The organism is Paraburkholderia edwinii (assembly GCF_019428685.1).
GTDB classification, from domain to species: domain Bacteria; phylum Pseudomonadota; class Gammaproteobacteria; order Burkholderiales; family Burkholderiaceae; genus Paraburkholderia; species Paraburkholderia edwinii.
In genome coordinates this window covers 1,745,756-1,766,385 of sequence record NZ_CP080096.1, presented here as the reverse complement: position 1 = coordinate 1,766,385, position 20,630 = coordinate 1,745,756, and the positions used below count along the sequence as shown (strand labels likewise).

The window sequence follows — 20,630 nt, the reverse complement described above, 5'->3', positions numbered from 1 at the left end:
TCCGAGTGCTCGGGGCAAACCCGAACACCGCAACGGAACCCAATGTAGCCAAATCGTCGGCCAGGATTCTCAATAATCCCGCACGTTAAATGAACTTGAGCATTGTTGAGGATTGACGCCCCTCGCAAGTTCGCTTCACGGTACTTTCTTTCATTTTCTGTACATTCGCCGAATGGCTTTCGGTTTTGCACGCCAACCCGGACTTCGCACGATCTGATGTGCAGCTTTCGGATGCGAAGTGGGAATACGCCCCCTCTATTGCGTGTTGTGTTGGACAGAGCACGACGCGACGACCGTTCGTAGCCAACGACCAAGGACCTGACCCGACGGGGTGGATTGCGCTTCATTGCGAAGCGCGGCGATCGTTACGGAGAAATCATGCAGATTGCCTTTTACACACAAAACGACCATCTGTTTCGCGAGATCGACAAGGCATTCGAAGAGGACGGCAATTACCGCTGCATCCGCTTTACGAGCGAGCTTCCGTTGATCCGTTTTCTCGAGCGCCACGACGCGGCGCTCGTGCTGTTCGACTCGGGCCGTAGCGTCGCGGCCGGCCGCGGCGTACTGTCGTGGCGCGCCTGTCACTTCCGCCGCGATTTGCCGGTGATGATGATTGGCCAGTCGTGGGACACGGACAGCATCATCGAGGCGCTCGACGCCGGCGTCGACGAGATCGCGGTCGGCACGCCAAGCGCGAAGGAAGTGCTGGCGCGCGCGCGCCGCACGATCGCGAAGAACGGCGGCGGCACGAATTCGGACAGCCGCATTTCGCTTGGCGAATACACGATCGACCGCTCGACGAGCGCCATCAGCATCAACGGCCAGCACATCAAGCTGACCGCACGCGAACTGACGCTCGCGTGGCTGCTGTTTGCGAACGCCGGCACCCTGCTCACGCGCGAACAGATTGCGCGCGCGGTCTGGGGCAAGGAGGCGATCATCGCGAGCCGTTCGATCGAGCAGCATATCTACAAGCTCCGCAGCAAACTGTCGCTCGGTGAGCACAGCAATCTCCAGCTTAAAACCGTCTATTCGATCGGCTACGTGTTCGACCTCGTCAGAACGCGGCCCGCCACGGTCGCGTCTGCGAGAATCGGCGAAGCCGTCGTCGCCCATCCGTTCTGATTGCACACAATGCAAGTTTGGTGGCGTGTCCCGCCAGGTTCCGGCACCAAACTGGCATAGGTGCATTTTTAGCCCATTGGGCGCATGTACCCCAGTCAAGTAGCGAAGGAGCGCGCGACGACGCGAACCTTCGCGATGAATTAATGTTGTTTGGCGGAATAGTCAGGCTTGCCGCCTGTTGATAGGGCGGCAAGACGGCAATCGCAGCGCGCGAGATGTATGACAGTTGTGTGAACGATGCGTGGGCGATTGCCGCGCGGCTATGGTTTTCCGATGGGAAACGCAATGTATCTGGCGGTAAGGCTTTTCCTTAAAGGCCTGTCCTCAATAAGTCGGGTACATGAGCGGCCGCTTGCGATCGGAATGTTATGATCGGAAACAACGATTAAAACACTCACGCCCGCGGTACTGTGCTTGCACAGCGGGGTGAGTACCGCGCGCCGCAGCCAACCGCCTCCCAGTCACGCCACGCCATGGATACCGCTTCCGCCAAACCCGCCGAGTCCGCGACATCCGACCTCGGACGGCGCGTGCGCGCCGCGCGGGTCGCGCTCGATCTGACGCTGGAAAACGCGAGCCGCCTATGCGGCGTGTCGCGCTCCACGCTATCGAAAGTGGAAAACGGCCTGATGTCGCCGACCTTCGACGTGCTGCAGAAAATCGTGCTCGGCCTCGAAATCGATCTGACCGACCTGTTCGGCGCGGCGCAGAAACCCGCCGCGGGCGGCCGCCGCGCGCTCACGCGCAAGGACGAGGGGCAGCGTCACGCGTATCGCGGCTATCAGATGGAATTGCTCGCGACGGACCTCGCACACAAGGCGATGTTGCCGTTTCGCATCCGCATTTCAGCGCATACGCTCGACGCGTTCGACGACTGGGGCCGCCACGAAGGCGAAGAGTTTCTTTATGTGATCAGCGGCAGCGTGTGCCTCTATTCCGAACTGTACGCACCGACGCATCTGAATGCCGGCGACAGCATCTATTTCGATAGCCGTACCGGTCACGCGGCCGTTTCGACGAGCGAACAAGACGCTGAAGTGCTGTGGATGGCGACCGGCGCCGAGCTCGCGCAGCCGCCGGACGCCGAACCGGCGAAGAGGAAGTAGCGGTCCGGCGTTTTCCGTTTCTCAGGCTGCGGTCGTCGCGGCCGCCCGATGAACCTGCGGTGCACCTTCGGCGAGCGCCCGCTGCGCAAGTTGCGCGATATGCAGCGCGTGCCGGCCCGTTCCGTGTTCGATCTGCTCGCGGCAACTGAAGCCGTTAGTCAGCACGATCGTCTGTTGCGAAGCCGCGCGTACCGCGGGGAACAGTTTGTCTTCGCCGATCTTTTCCGACATGGCGTAGTGTGCTTCGTTAAAACCGAACGAGCCCGCCATGCCGCAGCAGCCGGTGTCGAGCAACTTCCATTGCACGCCGAGGCGTTCGAGCAGCGCGGTGTCCCCTTGCATGCCGAACAGCGACTTCTGATGGCAATGGCCATGCACGATGACTTGCGCATCGAGTTTCGGCCACTCGAACGGCTGACTCGCGACGAAATCGGAAAACAGGAAAGTTTGCGCGGAGAGGCGTCGTGCCGCGTCGTTCTCGGGCAACTGTTTGAGCAATTCGTCCTTGAAGACCGACAGGCAGCCAGGCTCGAGTCCAACGAGCGGCACGCCGGCCGCGATATCGTCGGCGAGGTCGTCGAGCACGTTGACGAGCAGCTCACGCGCGCGCTCAAGCAGGCCGAAGTCGTATAACGGCCGGCCGCAGCACAGGCGCTTTTTCGGCAAGACGACCTCGAAACCGAGACGCGTCAGCACATCGGCCGCAGCCGATGCAATCTCCGGCGTGAAGTGATCGTTAAAGGTATCGACCCACAGAATGACCCTCTTTGCCGATGCATCGCGCGCGCTCTGCGCGTCGCCCGCCCTGCCCGCCGCATTCGAAGTCGCATTCCGTTGCGCGGCGATCTGCCGATAAGTGCGACGCGCGAATGTGGGCAGCTTGCGCGCCTGCGCCACACCCGCAACCCATTTGCCGATCGGTCCGATCACGGGCGCCGACGTCATCAGGTTCGCGAGCGGCGCGAAGCGCGCGGCAAGCGGCGCCCACTCGCTGATGCGGCCCATAAACAGGGCTTGCCGCGGTCGGCGATGCGTCTCGTAGTAATGCGAGAAGAACTCGGCCTTGTACGACGCCATATCGGTATGCGTCGGACAGTCGGATTTGCAGCCTTTGCACGCGAGGCAGGTATCGAGCGCGTCCTTGATTTCTTCGCTTTGCCAGCCGCCCTTGATGGTTTCGCCTTGCAGCATCTCCCAGAACAGATGCGCGCGGCCGCGCGTCGAATACGCTTCCTCGCGCGTCGCGCGATAGCTCGGGCACATCGTGCCGCCTTCGAGCGAGCGGCACTTGCCCATGCCGATGCAGCGCTCGACCGCCCGCCGGAAACCGTCGCCTTCGCGGCTCGCGAACGTGAGCTTCGTCTGCATCGTGACGGGCTTGTACGTGGGCCCCATGCGCAGATTTTCATCGGCGCGGTAAGGATGCACGACTTTGCCCGGGTTCATCCGGTGCTTAGGATCCCAGATCGCCTTGAACTGCTCCATCGCCCGCATCAGTTCGTCGCCGTACATCACCGGCAGAAACTCCGCCTTCGCCTGGCCATCGCCGTGCTCGCCCGACAGCGAACCGCCGAACTCGACGACCAGGTGCGCGGCTTCGCGCAAAAACTTGCGCCAGTGGCCGATGCTCTCCGGCGTGCGCAAGTCGAACGTGATGCGTGCATGCACACAGCCGTCGCCGAAATGCCCGTATAGCGACGTCTGGTAACCGTAACGGTCGACCAGCGCCTGGAAGGCGCGCAGATAATCGCCGAGCCGCATCGGGTCGACGGCCGCATCTTCCCAGCCGACTACCGGATCGGGACTGCCGGGCTCGATCGTCAACGCGACCGCCGATGCGCCCGTCTCGCGAATCGACCACACCTTGTTTTGCAGCGCGCGCGGCTCGACGAGTTTCGTCGACACATTGGGGCCGGCCTGGCCTGCTTCGAAATAACGCGCCGCTTCCTGCGCGGCCTGCACTGCCGCTTCTTGCGTATCGGCGCCGAATTCGAGCACGACCCACGCGTCGCCCGGCGGCAGCAGTGAAATTTCTTCGGCTTTCAGGCCGCGCGCCTGCAAGCCGCGAATCATCACGCGATCGAGGCCTTCGATCGCGATCGGCTTGAAGCGCATGAAATGCGGCACGGCGTCGGCCGCGACATAGATATTGTCGAAGCCGACGACCAGCATCACGCGCTGCGCCGGGCTATGCACGAGGCGCACCTTCGCTTGCAGTGTGACTGCACAGGTGCCTTCGGTACCGACCAGCGCGCGTGCGACGTTAAAGCCGTTTTCGGGCAGCAGTTGATCGAGGTTGAAGCCCGAGACACGGCGCTTGATCTGCGGGAATTTTGCGCGGATCTGGTCGGCGTACCGGTCGCGCAGCGCCTTGAGCGCCGCATAGATTTCGCCTTGACGTCCGCCTGCCGCGATAATGCGCGCCAGTTCGTCTTCGGAAGTCGGGCCGACCCAGAAGCGCGCGCCATCGTAGGTCAGCACTTCGAGTGCTTCGATGTTTTCGACCGTTTTACCGGCCATCACCGAATGCGCGCCGCACGAATTGTTGCCGATCATGCCGCCGAGCGTGCAGCGGCTGTGCGTGGCCGGGTCCGGCGCGAACGTCAGGCCATGTTGCTCGGCGGCGTCGCGCAATGAATCGCAGACCACGCCCGGTTCGACGATCGCCGTGCGGGCGACCGGATCGACCGACACGATGCCATTCATGAATTTGCTTGCATCCGCAACCACCGCAACGTTTACGCACTGCCCGCTTTGCGAGGTGCCGCCGCCGCGCGGCAGAACCGGCACATCGTTGCGCGCGCAGGCGGCGATCGTCGCGATCAGATCGTCGATATCGCGCGGCACGACGACCGCGATCGGCACTTGCCGGTAATTCGAGGCGTCGGCGGCGTAAAGCGCTTTCGAACTCTGATCGAAGCGCACTTCGCCGCGCACATGCTGCCGCAAATCGGCTTCGAGCCGTTGCAGCACGGCCGCACTGCCGTTAAACGGTGCTACGGGTTGCGCGCGGGCTGCGCGGGGAGTTTCGTCGATCGCCTGGTGTTCGATTGAATTCACACTGTCCTCGCTAATGCGGGCACGCCGGCAATCCCGGCGCTTGACGCGTTCGCCTGGGCCCGAGGTCCGCGATCGGCGCACCACCCCCGTGCGCACCGTAAAATTCACCTGCGCCTGACCCCGCCCCACATGCAGGGTCTGAACCGCACCATTGCAAGTAGCGGAAGAGTCACGCAGCTTTCATATTGCAGCGGTAAAGTCCCGCCTGCGAGACATCTCGCAACGAAACTCCTAGCAGTTTTTTCAGGCCCGCATAAGCGGGCTTTTTTTCGTCCGCGCGCCGTCTTCCCGCATTTAGCAGCGGAAGTGCTCGATATCCTGCCCCGCGTTGATTGCGCGCGTGAGCCAGTCCGGGCGTTCGCCCTTGCCGTCCCACGTGTTGCCATACGCGTCGCGGTATTTCGGCGTCGCCGCATCTTCGGTCAGCGCCGCGGCCAATGCTTCGATTGAAATACCGTACTCTTCCATACGGCGTCTGATCCAGACAATCAGCCGGTCGCGCGCCTCACCGTCGGCGTCGAACAATCGATGTTCCTCTCGTTCTTTCATAAAGTATCGATATCGCGGCTCGAATTGCGCGCGTTATAAACACAAAGGCCTCGCCATTTCAGCGAAGCCTTTATACGAACCTGACGGACACGGCAAGCGGCCCTGACGATACAGGAATACCTGCCATACCCAACAAGCTTGATTGAAGGCGAATGCCTGCCCGCGATTTGCCGTACGCGTCAGATGAGTGGTGTGCGTGAATCATATGCGGCATGGCCGTGGCGAGCGTTCGCTGATGGAACCCAGTGCGTCGCGGGTCGCTTCTCTGATTTGCTAGCGATTCTACACTCATTTTACGCAGCGCCAGGTATGGCGCAATCGTGCAGTGCAACGGCGAGAACCGCACCGGCTCGACGTTTGCGGGCAGCGCACCGGTTTTTCGGCCGTTATAAACTCTTTATTGTCCCGAGCAAAATTTATTCTTTTGCCCGGCGTAACGAGGCTGCACGTTACGGACATGCTATCGTGCCAGCCTCTCTCGCCGAGCCGTCGCGCCTTCATCGCGACTCCGTAAAACAATCTCACAAGGAGACCTTTTATGACCGCTCAAGCCGCCATTGCCGCGATTCTCGGCGCACTGCTGATCGGTGCAATGAGTCCCGGCCCCAGCTTTCTCGTCGTTGCACGTAACGCCATCGGTCTGTCGCGACGCGACGGCCTCGCCACTGCGCTAGGCATGGGCATTGGCGGCGTGTTCTTTAGCGGCATTGCGCTTCTGGGTCTTTATACGGTATTGGCCGCAGTCGAATGGCTCTATGTGAGCTTAAAGATCGCGGGCGGACTCTATCTGATTTATATCGCGTCGAAGGTTTGGCGCGGCGCGGCCGCGCCACTCACGTTCGATGGCGTAGAGACCGATGTGCGCAGTGATGCACGCCGCTCATTCTGGGTCGGTCTGTCGACGCAATTGAGTAACCCGAAGACTGCGATTTTCTATGGCAGTATTTTCGCCGCACTGCTGCCGCAGCATCCGCCGGCATGGTGTTATGCGGTCCTGCCGCCCGCTGTGTTTGCGATCGAAGCCGGCTGGTACACGATCGTCGCGGTGTTTTTCTCGAGCCGGCATGCGCGTGAGCTTTACGCTAAAGCGAAGAAAGGCATCGATCGCCTTGCCGCGACTGCGATTGCGGCACTCGGCCTGCGGCTGATTTTTACCGCGCACCGCGCGGGACTGTGACAGGGCTCAACGTATCGATTGCGTGTGCCGATTTCACGCGCGCACGCAGTTCGAACTTCTGGATCTTGCCGGTGGAGGTTTTCGGCAGCTCGCCAAAAAACACGGCTTTAGGCACCTTGTAGCCGGCAAGCAGCGTGCGGCAATGGGCGATCATTTCGTCGGCTGTGACGCGCGCACCGGGTTTGAGCTCGACAAACGCACACGGCACTTCGCCCCACTTCGCATCCGGCATCGCGACCACCGCGGCCACCGACACCGCTGGATGCTGGTACAACGCGTCTTCCACTTCGATGCTCGAAATATTCTCGCCGCCCGAAATGATGATGTCCTTGCTGCGATCGGTAATGTGGAAGTAGCCGTCCGACATCAGCACGCCGATATCGCCAGTGTGAAACCAGCCGCCGCGGAATGCCTCGGCCGTCGCGTGCTCGTTTTTCAAATAGCCCTTCATGCAGATATTGCCGCGAAACATGACTTCGCCGTGCGTCTCGCCGTCGCGCGGCACCGGCTCGAGCGTCTGCGGATCGAGCACGGCTGCGGCGGCTTGCAGATGATATCGCACGCCCTGGCGCGCATTCATGCGCGCGCGGTCGTCGTCGCATAGCGCATTCCAGCTCTGCTGTTTCGCGCAGACCGAGGCGGGCCCATACACTTCGGTCAAGCCGTAGACGTGCGTGAGGTCGAAGCCGATCTCCTTCATTCGCGCGATGACCGCGGGCGATGGCGGCGCACCGGCGACCATCGTCGAGACCTGATGTGTGATTCCTTCGCGCCATTCGGTGGGCGCGTTCGCGAGCGCGCTCTGCACAATCGGCGCACCGCAATAGTGGGTCACGCGCTCGCGGCGAATCAGGTCGAACACCGTCTTCGCGTCGAACTTGCGCAAACAGACGTTGACGCCCGCGCGCGCCGCGATGGTCCACGGAAAACACCAGCCGTTGCAGTGGAAAAGCGGCAGCGTCCACAGATACACTGCGTGCTTCGGCATGTCCCATTCGAGAATATTGCTGAGCGCGTTCAGATATGCACCGCGATGGTGATAAACGACGCCCTTCGGTTCGCCTGTCGTGCCTGATGTGTAGTTCAGCGCGATCGCGTCCCATTCGTCGGGGGGCGGCATCCACGCGAACCGCGGATCGCCGTTGAGCAGGAATGCTTCGTAATCGGTGGCTCTGGAAAATGCGCGCGCATCGGCGGGCAACGCATCGCTGACGCAGATGATGCGCAGCGCCGGCAATTCGAGCGCCACGCGCTGCGCGAGTTCGGCGAATTCGCTGTCGACGATCAGCAGCTTCGCCTCGCCATGGCGCAGCATGAAAAGGACCGATGCGATGTCGAGCCGCGTGTTGATCGTATTGAGCACGGCGCCCGCCATCGGCACGCCGAAGTGCGCTTCGATCATCTCGGGAATATTCGGCAGCAGCACGGCCACCGTGTCGCCACGACCGATGCCGGCCAGCCCGAGTGCGCTCGCAAGGCGGCATGTGCGTTCGTAGGTTTCGCGCCAGTTGCGCCGAACCTCGCCATATACGATCGCCGGATAATCGCTGTAAATCTCCGCTGCGCGCGAGATGAAATCGATCGGCGTGAGCGGCACGTAGTTCGCGTCGCGGCGGCCGAGACCTTCGTCGAACATGTGCGTCATCGCGTCTCTCCTCGAACGCCCGCACTGTCACGCCGCCACAATCGAGCCCCTGCTGTGCGACGCAACGCGCGCTTCCTTCAAACGACGGTGGTGTGCCGCGCGCATTGCGATCGCTGCGTTGCGCACCGCAATAGAGGTAACCGGAGAAGAGTCAGACCCGAGGGAGGTCGTCCATGAATTTCTCGACGTGGCCGTCGGGAATATCGGTGTCGATGCCGTCGAGGCCGTCGGTGTGTGAAACCGTTTTGATTTTCGGGCCGAGCAGTTTCATTCCGCCGAGCGTAAATAGCGACCAGACCGCATTTCCCGCATGGATCGCATGGACGACGTCCGATACCTCGACGATCTCCTGCGGCGACAACCACTCGTTCGTCTTCGGGTTAACGAGTGCCCAGCGAACGTGGGTGACGCGGTCCGTACTGGGGTTAATGCGTACGGCATCGATAGCATAGGTAGCCATTTCCACCTCCATCATCGTCGTCAGGGCATCGTAGCACTTATACGATAGAGAACGAACACCCCTGCCGGCGCGATGGTGCAGACCTTGCCTCGCGCGAGAACTTCTAAGGACGACGGAGAGATTGAGTGGCAAGCGGTGCTGGCAGAACCGCAACGCGCGCGCCGGCGGCACATGCCCGTGCCATGCCGCGCGTGCCGCAAAGCGCTTAGAACAACGACACGGGCCGCGTCGAAGCGACGCGCGTGCCATTGTCCGACATTGCAGCCAGTTGCTCGTGCGCGGTACCGGCAGCTTGCGTCAACGCAAAGCGCTGCGCCGGCGTGAGCGGCGGCGTGAAGTCGCGCTCGGTCAGCTTCATCGGGTCGACCGGTTCGTCGTTGATTCGCACTTCGTAATGCAGGTGCGGTCCGGTTGCGACGCCGGTGCGACCGACCGCGCCGATGCGCTCGCCTTGTGTGATCTGCATGCCTGCGCGCAAACCGCGCGCAAATGAGGACAGATGCGCGTAGCAGGTCGTATAACCGTCGCCGTGATTGATCACGACGTGACGGCCGTAGCCGCTCAGCACGCCGACGAATTCGACCGTGCCGGCCGCTGCCGCCAGTACCGGCGCACCCGAACGCGCGGTCAGATCGACGCCGGTATGAAAGCGTTCCTCGCCGAACACCGGATGCATGCGCACGCCGAACGGCGAGCTGATCCGATCGTAGTTGACTGGCATGGCGAACGGCTCGCCGGGCAGCAGACTGCCGTCAAACGCGTAGTACTCGCCGTGCGTGCTGCCGGGTGCAATGAACCAGAGCGCCGTGTACGTTCGATCGCCGAGCCGCACTTCCGCGGCAGTCAGACGCGGATGACGCGTGACCGCGTCCGACAGATCGGCACGCTCGTAGATCACACGGAATCCATCGCCGGGCACGGCGACGCGCATCGCATCGAGCCGACCTGCGAACAGATGCTCGAGTTGCGCGACGATATCGGCCGGCAAATCGGCTTGCGCCAACGCGCTGTGCAAATCGTGATCGATCTGGCCCGTACGCGCGACGACACGCGGCTCGTAGCTCGCCTCGGGCGGCGTCCACGGCGATGCGCCGGCAGCGAGCGGAAAGCGCGTCGCGTCATTGCCCGCATCGGTATCGGCGCCGCTGTCGGCCCACGCATTCGCGCCCAGCCCGCGAGGCCAGGTGCGTACCGCGTCGAGGTATTCGTCAGGCACGCATAGCGCGGGCGCCGCGCCGCACATCGACGCCAGAATCGGTGCGCCATAGCGCAAGGTCGTATCGGACGAAGCTCGCGTATCGCCGCCGCTTGCCCATAACAAATCGATGGAATCGCGCAATGCAGCCGAATCGGTCACGGCCTTCGCTTCGCGCCGCGGATCTTCGTTCATGGTGCCCGCGGCCTGGTCTTCCTGATCGGCCTGTTGCGAGCGCGGCGGTATGTTCGCAGCGCTATTCGACGGCGTGCGCGAGGTCATGTGAGCGGCGACGAGCGTCGGCGCACCGGAAGCCGCGGGCAGCCCGCAACTGGTTGCGATGCCGATCAGACATGCCGCGCGTGCGGCGACGGTGAACAACGGATTGAATTTGAAACGCGCTGGAAGCGATGCCTTGCGAGACGTACGCTGACCGTGCGCGAGAGAAGAACGTAGGCGTACCGTCACGTGGATATCTCGCAGTCAAAACAGAAAGGCTGCGGGCGTGAGCGGCAGTGCGATTAACGCACGGCATCAACGCGACGTACTACGAATGAAGTGAAGGAATTCAACCGATCATACGACGAACACCTCAGGTTCACCTCATCACGCCACGCAGCCCGGCAAAGAAGGCCACAGTCTAGAGGTGAATGCACATTACGTGAATAGGACATTTCCTGAATTTTGGTATGCAGGCACACGAACGGCTATCGTCGGAACATATGCAGCAGCTAAAAACCGGGAATGCTGCCGCTACAATTGAAACCTCTTCATGACTGAAACGACACGCGCACATCACGCTGCAAACACGAAGCACGCGCGTCGCGGTTTCTTCAGCTCTTAACTTCAAACGACGACGTACGGTCATCATGTCCTTTACTGCCTGGCTCTTTTTCCTGCCCGCATGCTTTGCAATCAATATGGCCCCAGGACCGAACAACCTGTTGTCGATTAACGTCGCGGCGCGCCATGGATTCACCATCGCATTCGTCGCGGGCATGGGCCGCCTCGTCGCGTTCGCGTTGATGCTGGTGCTTGCGGCGACGGGTCTCGCCGTCGTTCTGCACGCATCCGAAGTGTTTTTCCTTGCGATCAAGCTTGCCGGTGCAGCGTATCTGATCTGGCTCGCCATTCAGTTGTGGCGCAGCGATGTGGCCCCGCTCGATGCGCAACGCGAACACGAAGATGCGTCGCTACTTCGCATTGCGCGTCAGGAGTGTCTGGTCGCCGCCGGCAATCCGAAAGCGATTCTTGTGTTCACCGCGTTTTTGCCGCAGTTCGTTGATATCGCGAAGCCGATGCTGCCGCAGTTTGCCGTGCTCGGCGCCAGCTTTCTCGTGCTCGAGTGGCTTGCGATCGCGCTCTACTCCGGAGCGGGCATGTATCTCGGCAAATGGCTCACGCGCGCCGGTGTGCGGCGCTGGTTCAATCGCTGTTGCGGGATCTTCCTCGGTGTGATCGGCCTGAGCTTTCTGCTTGTGCGGCGCGCGCAAAGCTGATGTCCGCATCGACGGGCTATTCACGCAGGTCGTCGGCACGCATAAGTAATTGCTAATGCATTTGGCGAGAAACTTTAACTGTCTTCAATCGATGCCGACCCCTATGCTCACAATATCGCCTGTTACGGTTGCGTGACGCTCGACGCGCTTCGCGCTCGCGGCACAGCACCGAACGATGTCGGCATCGGCATGCACTATTAAGCCGGCACAGGAGGCAAGCGGGTTTTCAATGTCATTGGGACGAACATCATGAAGATCTGTGTTTTTGGAGCAGGGGCGATTGGAGCGATGATGGGCGTGCAACTCGCACGCGCTGGTGCGGATGTCAGTTTCGTTGCGCGCGGTCCGCATCTCGCCGCGATGCGCGAGCACGGCGTGCGTGTATTAATGGACGGCGAAGAGGTGTCCGCTCGCGTACGCTGCACGTCCGATCCGAGCGAGCTCGGCGTGCAGGACTATGTGCTGATCACGCTAAAGGCCCATTCGGTTCCGGGTGTAGTCGATGCGATGCAGCCGCTGCTCGGCAAGCACACTGCGGTCATCACGGGCGTCAACGGCATTCCATACTGGTACTTCTATCAGCATGGCGGCAAGTTCGCGGGCACACGGCTGTCGAGCATCGACCCGGACGGCTCGCAATGGAACAAGCTCGGACCGGAACGCGCCATCGGCTGCGTGCTGTATCCGGCAGCGGAGATCGTCGAGCCGGGCGTGATCAAGCACGTGTACGGCAAGAAGTTTCCGATCGGCGAACCGAGCGGCGAGCGCACGCCGCGCATTCAGGCGCTGCACGAAATGATGCAGGCGGCAGGCTTCGATGCGCCGATTCGCGACAATATCCGCGACGAAATCTGGCTCAAGCTGTGGGGCAATCTGTGCTTCAACCCGATCAGCGCACTGACGCATGCGACGCTCGACTTGCTCGCGGGCGATCCCGGTACGCGCAACGTGTGTCGCACGATGATGGCTGAAGCGCAGCGGATTGCCGAGCCGCTCGGCGTGCACTTCCGCGTCGATATCGAACGGCGTATCGACGGCGCGGGTTCCGTCGGCGCGCACAAGACGTCGACGCTCGTCGACCTCGAGCATCGCCGGCCGATGGAGATCGATCCGCTTCTGACCGTCGTGCAGGAAATGGGCCGCCTCGTCGGCGAGCCGACGCCGACCATCGACGTCGTGCTCGCGCTCGTCAAGATGCGCGAAAGAATGGCGTTGAGCGGCGAGTAATCGCACTGCGTCGTCCAGCGGCGACGCGAGTGATGACTGAGAGTGACCATCGAGGATCGAACGCTGCATAGTGTTCGATCCTCGTTTTATTTTGCGCGCAATCAGCCGTTCAGTGATGCACCATCATCCTGATCACGGCTGTCAATGATCGAGCGCGAGCCAGATCGACTTCGGCTCCGTGAAGTTGTCGATCGCGACGTCGCCGTGCTCGCGGCCAAACCCCGAGTCACCCGTCCCGCCCCACGGCAAACGCACATCGGTATAGCCATACGTATTGATCCACACGGTGCCGGCTTTGAGCGCATGCGCAACGCGATGCACACGGCCAATATCGGCGCTCCATACGCCCGCCGCGAGGCTATATAGCGTGCCGTTTGCGATCCGGATTGCGTCGGCCTCGTCGTCGAATCTGATCACGCTCGCAACGGGCCCGAAAATCTCTTCCTGCGAAATGCGCATCTCGTGCTCGACGTTTGCGAAAACAGTCGGCTCGACGAAAAAGCCACGTTCGCCGATTCGCGTACCGCCGGTCACGAGCGACGCGCCTTCGTTCTTGCCGATGTCGATATAGCCGAGCACGGTCTTCATCTGCGCATCGGAAATCAGCGGTCCCATGCCCGTTTCGCGCTGAGCGGGATCGCCGACCTTGATCGACTTCGCACGCGCGGAAAGCCGCTCGACGACATCGTCATAAACGTCCCGGTGCGCAAGAATGCGGGAGCCCGCCGAGCACACCTGCCCCGTGTTGAAGAACACGCCCGAGGCCGCCGCGCGCACCGCGCTGTCGAGATTCGCATCGGGAAAGATCACGTTCGCCGACTTGCCGCCGAGCTCGAGCGTGACGCGCTTGAAGTTGCTTGCCGCACCTTGCAGAATGCCGCGCCCCACCGACGGCGATCCGGTAAACGTGACCTTGTCGACGCCCGGATGCGCGACAAGCGCGTCGCCGACCACACTGCCCTTGCCGGTCACCACGTTGAATACGCCCGGCGGCACACCGGCTTCGAGCGCCAGTTCGGCGACGCGCAGCGCCGATAACGGCGTGATTTCAGCGGGCTTCACGATCAGCGTGCAGCCGCACGCGAGCGCCGGCGCGATCTTCCACATACCGATCATCAGCGGGAAATTCCACGGCACGATCGCGGCGACTACGCCAACCGGTTCACGCACCGTGTAAGTGAGCGCGTCGGGCCGTACCGGCACGACTTCGCCGTGAATCTTGTCGCACCAGCCCGCGTAATACGCGAGCGTGTCGATCGCAGCGGGAATGTCCTGGCGCAATACGCCCGAGATCGGCTTGCCGCCGTCGAGGCTTTCGAGCTCCGCGATGTCCTGCTGGTTTGCGCGCAGCAGATCGGCGAAGCGCGCGAGGATGCGCGCGCGCTCGGCCGCGCGTATGCCGTTCCAGACAGGCAGCGCGGTGCGCGCCGCGCGGACCGCCGCGTCGACATCCGCGGCGTTGCCGCGCGCGACGCGTGCAATCGGCTGTTCGGTGGCAGGATCGATGTCGACCGAGTATTCGCCGCTTGTCGGCGGCACGCGTTCTCCATTGATCAGCAGATCATGCTGTCGAAGGTCGGATTCAGTGCCCATGGTGGTACTCCTTGCAAAAGCAGGTCCCGGGCCTACCGAAGCGTCGAATTTATTTCAGGCTTGTCTGGACGTACGCAGCTGCGCCGCGTTGCCGGATGCGGCCGAGGCAGGCTCGGACGACGCATGCCCATCGACACGCGCCGTACCGGCTGTGCGTCCCGATCCGCGGCCGCGGTCGCAGAAGAGCGACCACACGGCTTCGGCGTTGGGCCGTAAAGTCCGGTTGCGGTGCCGCACGAGCATCGTCGTGAACGATACTTCGGGCAGCAAGGGGCGCGCCACGAGCCGCGCGGAGGGCGCCGGCCAGTGCGCGCCGACCGGCAGCACGCCGATCCCGAGCCCGAGTTCGATCATACGCATCACGGCCGCGACGTGCCCGTATTCCTGCATGCGCCGCACGTGCACGCGATGCGCGCCGATCGCGCGCTCGACCGCGGCGCGGCTGCCGGCATCGCCATTGAGCGTGACGAGCGACGAATCGCCGAGTGCGCTCCACATCAGCGTCGTACCGCGCGCCAGCGCATGCGTGTCGGGCAGCACCGCGCAAAGGGGAGTGGAAAAGAGAGGTTGGACAAGCAAGGTGTCGTTGCTGTGCGCGTCGAGGTCCGACACGACACCGAAGTCGACATCACCCTGCTCGACGCTTGCGAGTACCGCGTCTTGCGGCTCATCTTTGACATCGACGACAAGACCGGGAAAAACAGTCGCGCAGCGGGCCAAACATTCAGGCACCCAGCTCGACGACAGCACGGGATTGCTCGCGACGGTGACGACACCCGTATGACCATGGTGCGCCGCGCGCTCTTCACGCAGCGTCAGATCGATTTCGTCGAGTAGTTGCCCGATGCGGCGCGCAAGGCTCGCGCCCGCCAGCGTCAGTTCGACCTGGCGTGTCGTGCGATCGAAGAGTCGCAACGAGATCGCTTCTTCAAGTTCGCGGACGCAGCGGCTCACAGCCGACTGCGTCAGATCGAACTCGCGCGCCGCGCGGGTAAAGCTGCGCTGGCGCGCGACAGCGACGAACACCTTCAGTTGCTGCAATGAAACGTTCATGTGTACGCCGCTTCGCTCCTGTGAGGCCAGGTGGCCGGGTGGCCGGGCTGTCGTCGTCCGTGATTACGGTTCGATTCCAGGCCGGCTCATCGGCTCTCGCATTGCCTGTTATTCGCCCGTTTGCTCGGGCCACGTGCTCAGTCGTGACGGGCCACCACTTTTGGTGGCGTCACTCACGAGCGGGTCGCTCGCCGCGATCCAGCGTGCGCGCATCGGCGCAAGTACGAACTTCGCCGACACGCCGGCCGCGATCGTAATCACCGCCGACACGATAAACACGAGGTTCCAGCCGCCCGTTGCCGCCAGCACCGACGCGACCGGCACGAGCAGCGATGCCGTGCCCTTCGCGGTGTACAGCGTGCCCGCGTTGGACGCCGCAAACTTGCTGCCGAACGTGTCCGCGCAAATGGCCGGGAAGATCGAGAAGATCTCGCCCCAGAACAGGAAGATCAGTGCGGCGAACGTCATGAACGCATACGGATTCGTGCCGTATTCCATGAGCCCGAGAAGCGCCAGACCTTCGCCGATGAAAATCGCGAACATCGTGTTTTCACGGCCGATCTTGTCCGAGATAAAGCCGCACAGCGGACGCGTGAAGCCATTGCAGATGTTGTCGATCGACAGCGTCATCGTGAGCAGCGGCAGCGTTGCGCCGAATATCGTCATCGGCAGCTTGGCCAGACCGAAGTCCTTCGCGATCGGACCGAGTTGCGCGGTGGCCATCAGGCCGCCGGCCGCAACCGCCACGAAGCACAGGTAGATGACCCAGAACACCGGCGCCTTGATCATCTGGCCAGGCGTGTAATCGGTCTTCGATACCGCGAACTTGCGCTTGATGGCCGGTCCCTTGTGCGCTTCGGGCTTCTTCAGCAGCATCGAAAGGATAAAGATCACCACGCCCTGCAAGATGCCGAAGAACAGGAACGTGTGCTCGTAGCCTTGCGCCGTGATCATGTTCGCAATCGGAATCACCGTCACGGCCGCACCCGCGCCGAAGCCCGCTGCAGTCAGACCCGCTGCAAGACCGCGACGATCCGGAAACAGCTTCAACGCATTGCCGACGCACGTGCCGTACACACCGCCCGCACCGATACCCGCGATCACCGAGGCGATGTACAGCTCCGGAAGCGTGGTTGCGAACGAATTCATCACCCATGCAAGGCCCGCGCAAATCGCGCCGACCGCGACGACCGGACGCGGGCCGAACCTGTCGACGAAATACCCTTCGAGCGGAACGAGCCACGTTTCAGTCAGGATGAAGATGGAGAACGCAAGCTGAATCGAAGCCTGGCCCCAGTGATGACGCGCATTCATCGGTGCAACGAACAGCGTCCACGCATATTGCAGGTTGGCGACTAGCGCCATACACAGGATGCCGATGATGAGCTGGCTCCAGCGATTCCGCCAGAAGGCGGGGGCCGGAGCCTGTCGAGAAGTGTCTTCCATTGCTTTGTCTCCGATATGTTTTCTGCAACCGGCCGGATTGCCGGATTACATGCATGCCACTTTGTAGTTCTACCCCGATCGATACGCCGGGTCTTAAATCGGCAATTGCCGGTTCACTGCCATACAAAAACGGTTTAGCGCAAGGCGTCATTCCGTTAGTCCAACAAATCAGCGACTAAAGCATCGGGCGACCGCTCCTTCAGCTTTAGCCTTTACTTTTAGGCCTAAGCGTTAACCCGAGCATCAAGCTAGCTGTAAACCGCATGTGCACAGGCAAAAGCTTCCATTCAGGTTGATGCTAGGGTCATTGCTGAATTACGGATAATTAAATCTTGTTACCATGTCGATTCATTCCAGCTTATACATCGGCCATGACGATGAGAAACGCGACACTCCGCCAATTGAAGGTGTTCGAGACTGTCGCCCGGCATCTGAGCTTCTCCCGCGCGGCGGAAGAACTGCATCTGACGCAACCCGCGGTGTCCACCCAGGTCAGGCAGCTCGAAGAGCATGCCGGCTTGCCGCTCTTCGAACAGCTCGGCAAAAAAATCTATCTGACGACGGCCGGCAACGAGATGCTTCACTACAGCCGCACGATCATCCAGCAGTTCCACGAAGTGGACGAAGCGATGAGTCAGCTGAAAGGCGTCTCGGGCGGCAAGCTCAATGTCGCGGTGATCAGCGCCGGCGACTACTTCTTTCCGCGGCTGCTCGCCGAATTCACGCGCCGCTATACGGGCGTCGAACTCAACCTTGCCGTGCATAACCGCGAGGAACTGCTGCATCAACTGGCGACGAACCAGACCGATCTCGCGGTAATGGTTCGCCCGCCGCACGAAACGGATGCCATCACCGAAGCGTTCGCGCCGCACCCTTACGTGATCGTCGCGCCGCCCAGCCACCCGCTTGCGGGCAAGCGTCACATCAAGATGGCCCAGCTCGCCGAGGAAGCGTTCGTCGTGCGCGAGCGCGGCTCGGACACGTGGAATTCGATGGAAGAAGGCTTCGCGGGACGCCTGACGAACCTGAAGATCGCGATGGAGATCAAGAGCACCGAGACGATCAAACAGGCCGTGATCGCCGGCATGGGTATCGCCTTCCTCTCCGCGCATACGATCAGCCTCGAACTGCAGGTCGGCAATCTCACGGTACTCGACGTCGAGGGTTTTCCCGTCATGCTGAACTGGTACCTCGTCCACCGGAAAAACAAGCGCCTGCCGCCCGTCGCGGTTGCGTTCAAGCAATTCCTCATGGAAGAAGGCGCGAACCAGATCGAGGAGATCACGCGCGTCACGCGGCTGATCACCCATAAATGATTCCCTATGGAATCCAAATAAAACTTTAACTATTGCAAATCCATCAGGGCTTCTATGCTTGAGGCGAGTCTTATCACTCGCCAGCTCAGGAGTCCGGTCATGAATCACACTTCGGTTGCCACGCTTACCGCTTCGCCCGCTGCTCGCGTCGCCGCGAACACCCCCGAAGATCCCAGCCTGTGCGCATATAACAGCGCTTTCAGCGATCTCGGCCTGCGTTTTCGCTGGGACAGCGAAACGCTCGACGTGCTGAAGCAGGAGTTCAATAGCGAACTCGCACGTATCACCGCTTATATCGAGCGGTTCCATGCGCACCTGCTGAAGGCATACGACGCCGACTTTCTCGCTCAACTGATTTTCCAGAAGAAAACCGAGTTTTACCGCGAAGCGGCCGTCGAATAATGCGGCCGGTATTGCGCGAGCATCGGACAACGGGTGCGCGATCGTACGCACCCGTTCTTGCCGGATGAGATCGCGCAGACATCGCGTCATCGTGCGAGTCCCCGGCTATGTGAGCGTGCGTGGCCGCGCAGCATGGAGTCATGGCGCTGCCCATGTTGGCGTCTAGCATGATCGCGCGTCATACCGCGCGCTATGCTGTTCACGCCTCCTCTGCCACGATTCGACGCAACGGTTAGTGTCCAGCGCTGTGTGAAATCGTCGGCAGGCCGTATATCCATCGCATCGGCGCACCATTCGACGCGAAACAGCATCTCGCCGCGCCGCCGTGGCACACCACAGCGCGCGCTCGTCGAGCCTTGCGAGGAACGCCGGCGTCCACTGGCCACCGCCTGCAGGAAACCGTAGCGATCATCCACCGTCATCGCGAGATGCACGCCCAACGCGGCCGCGAGTCCGCCTGCCGCAAGCAGAACCGCAAGCCCAATGGCCGGCGACGCTTCGGTCACGAAGCCATAGCCAAGCCAGATACACAGCAGCAATGCGGCGAAGTCGACGACGGCACAGCCGGGACACGCGCTGATATGCGCATGCACGGCGTCGCGCATCATCGTGCGTAGTCTGAAGAATGCGATTGCCGACGCGGCCAGCAGCAACGCGCCGGCAAATACCGCGACGTAGAGACCGATCCGTTCCCCACTCTCTTTCGCCGTCAATATCGACGCCGAAGAAAAATATCGCGCAAAGGCGCCGGCGAGCGATACAAGTCCCACGCCGCAGCAGCCGATCGTTGCAAGCGCAACCATCGACTGCCGCCTGCTGCTCAATTCACCGATGCCACGCTGGCCGGAACCGGCCACTCCATTCGGCATGTTGTCTCCTCGATCCGTGTTACCGGTCTTCTATTCATGCCGTATCAAACCGCGCTTGCAGCGGCAGGCGCCGCTTGCCGCGCGCTATCGCCCGCTACAGCGAGCCGGTTCGTCAAGGTGCCGATTCCGTTGATCGTGATCGACACCGACGCGCCATCCTTGATCGAGCCGACGCCGAGCGACGTGCCGCAGGCGATCACATCGCCGGGCTCAAGCGTCATATCCTGGGAGATCATGCTGACTTGCTCCGCCGGCGTGAACACCATATCCGACAGCGGATAGTTCTGACGTTCGACACCTTCGAGTGTCGTCACGACGTGCGCTGACCGCCAGTCGAAATCCGTCGCGATCGCGGGCCCGATACAACAGAAAGTATCGAAGCCTTTCGCTCTGCACCATTGAGGAAAGTGCGGATTTTCGTTCAGTAGTTCCGCAGCAGTCACGTCGTTGACGATCGTGTAGCCAAAGATCGACGCGGCCGCTTCGTCGACGCTCGCATCGCGGCAGCGCTTGCCGATCACGATACCGAGCTCGCCTTCATAAGCGATCTTCCCGGCATAGTGCGCGGGCCGCTGGATCGGTTCGTCGGCGCCGATCACCGATTCAGCCGGTTTGATCAGAAACAGCGGATGCGCGGGCACCGGCTTTTCCAGCTTCGCGGCCAGCGCGTGAAAATTGTTCCATAGCGCCACCACTTTTTTCGGCATGCACGGCGCCAACGGCTTAAGCGCACGCACCGGCAGCACCGCACCGGTCGGCACCGGATGCTCGAGACTCAGGTGCTCATACAAATTGCCGCCTTCCACCTTGCCGAACACAATACGATCGTCGCTCGACAAATAACGCATCCAGGTTTCCATACCCACTCCGTTGCGCAACGGGCGCGGCTCCTGTCAGTGTTAGAG

17 protein-coding genes are annotated in these 20,630 nt (G+C 61.7%); 7 read left to right on the top strand and 10 right to left on the bottom strand.

Annotation, left to right across the window (positions count from 1 at the left end; all coding sequences use genetic code 11):
- Positions 1-378: 378 nt before the first annotated feature.
- Together KZJ38_RS29685 and KZJ38_RS29680 are read left to right on the top strand one after the other, a co-directional pair.
- Entirely contained in the window at positions 379-1,128 is a 750-nt protein-coding gene (locus tag KZJ38_RS29685) for a winged helix-turn-helix transcriptional regulator (RefSeq protein WP_219800652.1), read from the top strand.
- A 473-nt stretch (positions 1,129-1,601) separates the two neighbouring features.
- Entirely contained in the window at positions 1,602-2,234 is a 633-nt protein-coding gene (locus KZJ38_RS29680; RefSeq protein WP_219800651.1) for a helix-turn-helix domain-containing protein, read from the top strand.
- 21 nt (positions 2,235-2,255) lie between these two features.
- On the opposite strand, the gene KZJ38_RS29675 is transcribed toward KZJ38_RS29680, so the two are convergent.
- Positions 2,256-5,285, bottom strand: a complete 3,030-nt coding sequence (locus tag KZJ38_RS29675; RefSeq protein ID WP_219803705.1) for an FAD-binding and (Fe-S)-binding domain-containing protein — start codon at positions 5,283-5,285, stop codon at positions 2,256-2,258.
- Between the two features lie 303 nt (positions 5,286-5,588).
- Positions 5,589-5,843 carry an H-NS family nucleoid-associated regulatory protein gene (locus tag KZJ38_RS29670; protein WP_075160201.1) on the bottom strand — a complete coding sequence of 85 codons (255 nt, stop codon included), beginning with the start codon at positions 5,841-5,843 and terminating at the stop codon, positions 5,589-5,591.
- A 538-nt stretch (positions 5,844-6,381) separates the two neighbouring features.
- On the opposite strand from KZJ38_RS29670, the gene KZJ38_RS29665 reads away from it, so the two are divergent.
- Entirely contained in the window at positions 6,382-7,020 is a 639-nt protein-coding gene (locus KZJ38_RS29665; RefSeq protein WP_219800650.1) for a LysE family translocator, read from the top strand.
- On the opposite strand, the gene KZJ38_RS29660 is transcribed toward KZJ38_RS29665, so the two are convergent.
- From KZJ38_RS29660 to KZJ38_RS29650, 3 genes are all read right to left on the bottom strand, one after another.
- A complete protein-coding gene (locus tag KZJ38_RS29660) occupies positions 6,995-8,665 on the bottom strand; it encodes an acyl-CoA synthetase (protein WP_219800649.1) in 1,671 nt (556 codons plus the stop codon). The genes KZJ38_RS29665 and KZJ38_RS29660 overlap by 26 nt on opposite strands.
- A gap of 151 nt (positions 8,666-8,816) precedes the next feature.
- On the bottom strand, positions 8,817-9,125 hold the full coding sequence (locus tag KZJ38_RS29655; protein WP_219800648.1) for a hypothetical protein: 309 nt from the start codon (positions 9,123-9,125) through the stop codon (positions 8,817-8,819).
- Between the two features lie 205 nt (positions 9,126-9,330).
- Positions 9,331-10,701, bottom strand: a complete 1,371-nt coding sequence (locus KZJ38_RS29650) for a M23 family metallopeptidase (RefSeq protein WP_219800647.1) — start codon at positions 10,699-10,701, stop codon at positions 9,331-9,333.
- Positions 10,702-11,189: 488 nt separating this feature from the next.
- On the opposite strand from KZJ38_RS29650, the gene KZJ38_RS29645 reads away from it, so the two are divergent.
- Positions 11,190-11,819 (top strand): LysE family translocator, encoded by a 630-nt coding sequence (locus KZJ38_RS29645; RefSeq protein WP_219800646.1) that lies wholly within the window; start codon positions 11,190-11,192, stop codon positions 11,817-11,819.
- A 249-nt stretch (positions 11,820-12,068) separates the two neighbouring features.
- Entirely contained in the window at positions 12,069-13,046 is a 978-nt protein-coding gene (locus KZJ38_RS29640; protein ID WP_219800645.1) for a 2-dehydropantoate 2-reductase, read from the top strand.
- A gap of 141 nt (positions 13,047-13,187) precedes the next feature.
- Here the strand turns inward: KZJ38_RS29640 and KZJ38_RS29635 are convergent, their stop codons facing one another.
- The 3 genes from KZJ38_RS29635 to oxlT all read right to left on the bottom strand — a co-directional run bounded on the left by KZJ38_RS29635 (position 13,188) and on the right by oxlT (position 17,138).
- Positions 13,188-14,639: an aldehyde dehydrogenase family protein gene (locus tag KZJ38_RS29635; protein WP_219800644.1), complete on the bottom strand. Its 1,452-nt coding sequence runs from the start codon at positions 14,637-14,639 to the stop codon at positions 13,188-13,190.
- Between the two features lie 54 nt (positions 14,640-14,693).
- On the bottom strand, positions 14,694-15,692 hold the full coding sequence (locus tag KZJ38_RS29630; protein ID WP_219800643.1) for a LysR family transcriptional regulator: 999 nt from the start codon (positions 15,690-15,692) through the stop codon (positions 14,694-14,696).
- A 108-nt stretch (positions 15,693-15,800) separates the two neighbouring features.
- On the bottom strand, positions 15,801-17,138 hold the full coding sequence (oxlT, locus tag KZJ38_RS29625; RefSeq protein ID WP_219800642.1) for an oxalate/formate MFS antiporter: 1,338 nt from the start codon (positions 17,136-17,138) through the stop codon (positions 15,801-15,803).
- Between the two features lie 371 nt (positions 17,139-17,509).
- Here oxlT and KZJ38_RS29620 point away from each other — a divergent pair, with 371 nt between their 5' ends.
- Positions 17,510-18,454: a LysR family transcriptional regulator gene (locus tag KZJ38_RS29620; RefSeq protein WP_219800641.1), complete on the top strand. Its 945-nt coding sequence runs from the start codon at positions 17,510-17,512 to the stop codon at positions 18,452-18,454.
- 99 nt (positions 18,455-18,553) lie between these two features.
- Complete coding sequence (locus KZJ38_RS29615) at positions 18,554-18,856, top strand: hypothetical protein (protein WP_219800640.1); 303 nt, start codon at positions 18,554-18,556, stop codon at positions 18,854-18,856.
- An 86-nt stretch (positions 18,857-18,942) separates the two neighbouring features.
- Here the strand turns inward: KZJ38_RS29615 and KZJ38_RS29610 are convergent, their stop codons facing one another.
- On the bottom strand, positions 18,943-19,725 hold the full coding sequence (locus KZJ38_RS29610; protein ID WP_219800639.1) for a hypothetical protein: 783 nt from the start codon (positions 19,723-19,725) through the stop codon (positions 18,943-18,945).
- Between the two features lie 44 nt (positions 19,726-19,769).
- Positions 19,770-20,585, bottom strand: coding sequence for a fumarylacetoacetate hydrolase family protein (locus KZJ38_RS29605; protein ID WP_219800638.1), 816 nt, complete (start codon positions 20,583-20,585; stop codon positions 19,770-19,772).
- Positions 20,586-20,630 lie beyond the last annotated feature (45 nt).

Coding starts and splice junctions, on each gene's coding strand:
- KZJ38_RS29685 (WP_219800652.1), top strand. CDS start 379: ATGCAGATTGCCTTTTACACACAAAACGACCATCTGTTTCGCGAGATC.
- KZJ38_RS29680 (WP_219800651.1), top strand. CDS start 1,602: ATGGATACCGCTTCCGCCAAACCCGCCGAGTCCGCGACATCCGACCTC.
- KZJ38_RS29670 (WP_075160201.1), bottom strand. CDS start 5,843: ATGAAAGAACGAGAGGAACATCGATTGTTCGACGCCGACGGTGAGGCG.
- KZJ38_RS29665 (WP_219800650.1), top strand. CDS start 6,382: ATGACCGCTCAAGCCGCCATTGCCGCGATTCTCGGCGCACTGCTGATC.
- KZJ38_RS29660 (WP_219800649.1), bottom strand. CDS start 8,665: ATGACGCACATGTTCGACGAAGGTCTCGGCCGCCGCGACGCGAACTAC.
- KZJ38_RS29655 (WP_219800648.1), bottom strand. CDS start 9,125: ATGGCTACCTATGCTATCGATGCCGTACGCATTAACCCCAGTACGGAC.
- KZJ38_RS29645 (WP_219800646.1), top strand. CDS start 11,190: ATGTCCTTTACTGCCTGGCTCTTTTTCCTGCCCGCATGCTTTGCAATC.
- KZJ38_RS29640 (WP_219800645.1), top strand. CDS start 12,069: ATGAAGATCTGTGTTTTTGGAGCAGGGGCGATTGGAGCGATGATGGGC.
- KZJ38_RS29635 (WP_219800644.1), bottom strand. CDS start 14,639: ATGGGCACTGAATCCGACCTTCGACAGCATGATCTGCTGATCAATGGA.
- KZJ38_RS29630 (WP_219800643.1), bottom strand. CDS start 15,692: ATGAACGTTTCATTGCAGCAACTGAAGGTGTTCGTCGCTGTCGCGCGC.
- oxlT (WP_219800642.1), bottom strand. CDS start 17,138: ATGGAAGACACTTCTCGACAGGCTCCGGCCCCCGCCTTCTGGCGGAAT.
- KZJ38_RS29620 (WP_219800641.1), top strand. CDS start 17,510: ATGACGATGAGAAACGCGACACTCCGCCAATTGAAGGTGTTCGAGACT.
- KZJ38_RS29615 (WP_219800640.1), top strand. CDS start 18,554: ATGAATCACACTTCGGTTGCCACGCTTACCGCTTCGCCCGCTGCTCGC.
- KZJ38_RS29610 (WP_219800639.1), bottom strand. CDS start 19,725: ATGCCGAATGGAGTGGCCGGTTCCGGCCAGCGTGGCATCGGTGAATTG.
- KZJ38_RS29605 (WP_219800638.1), bottom strand. CDS start 20,585: ATGGAAACCTGGATGCGTTATTTGTCGAGCGACGATCGTATTGTGTTC.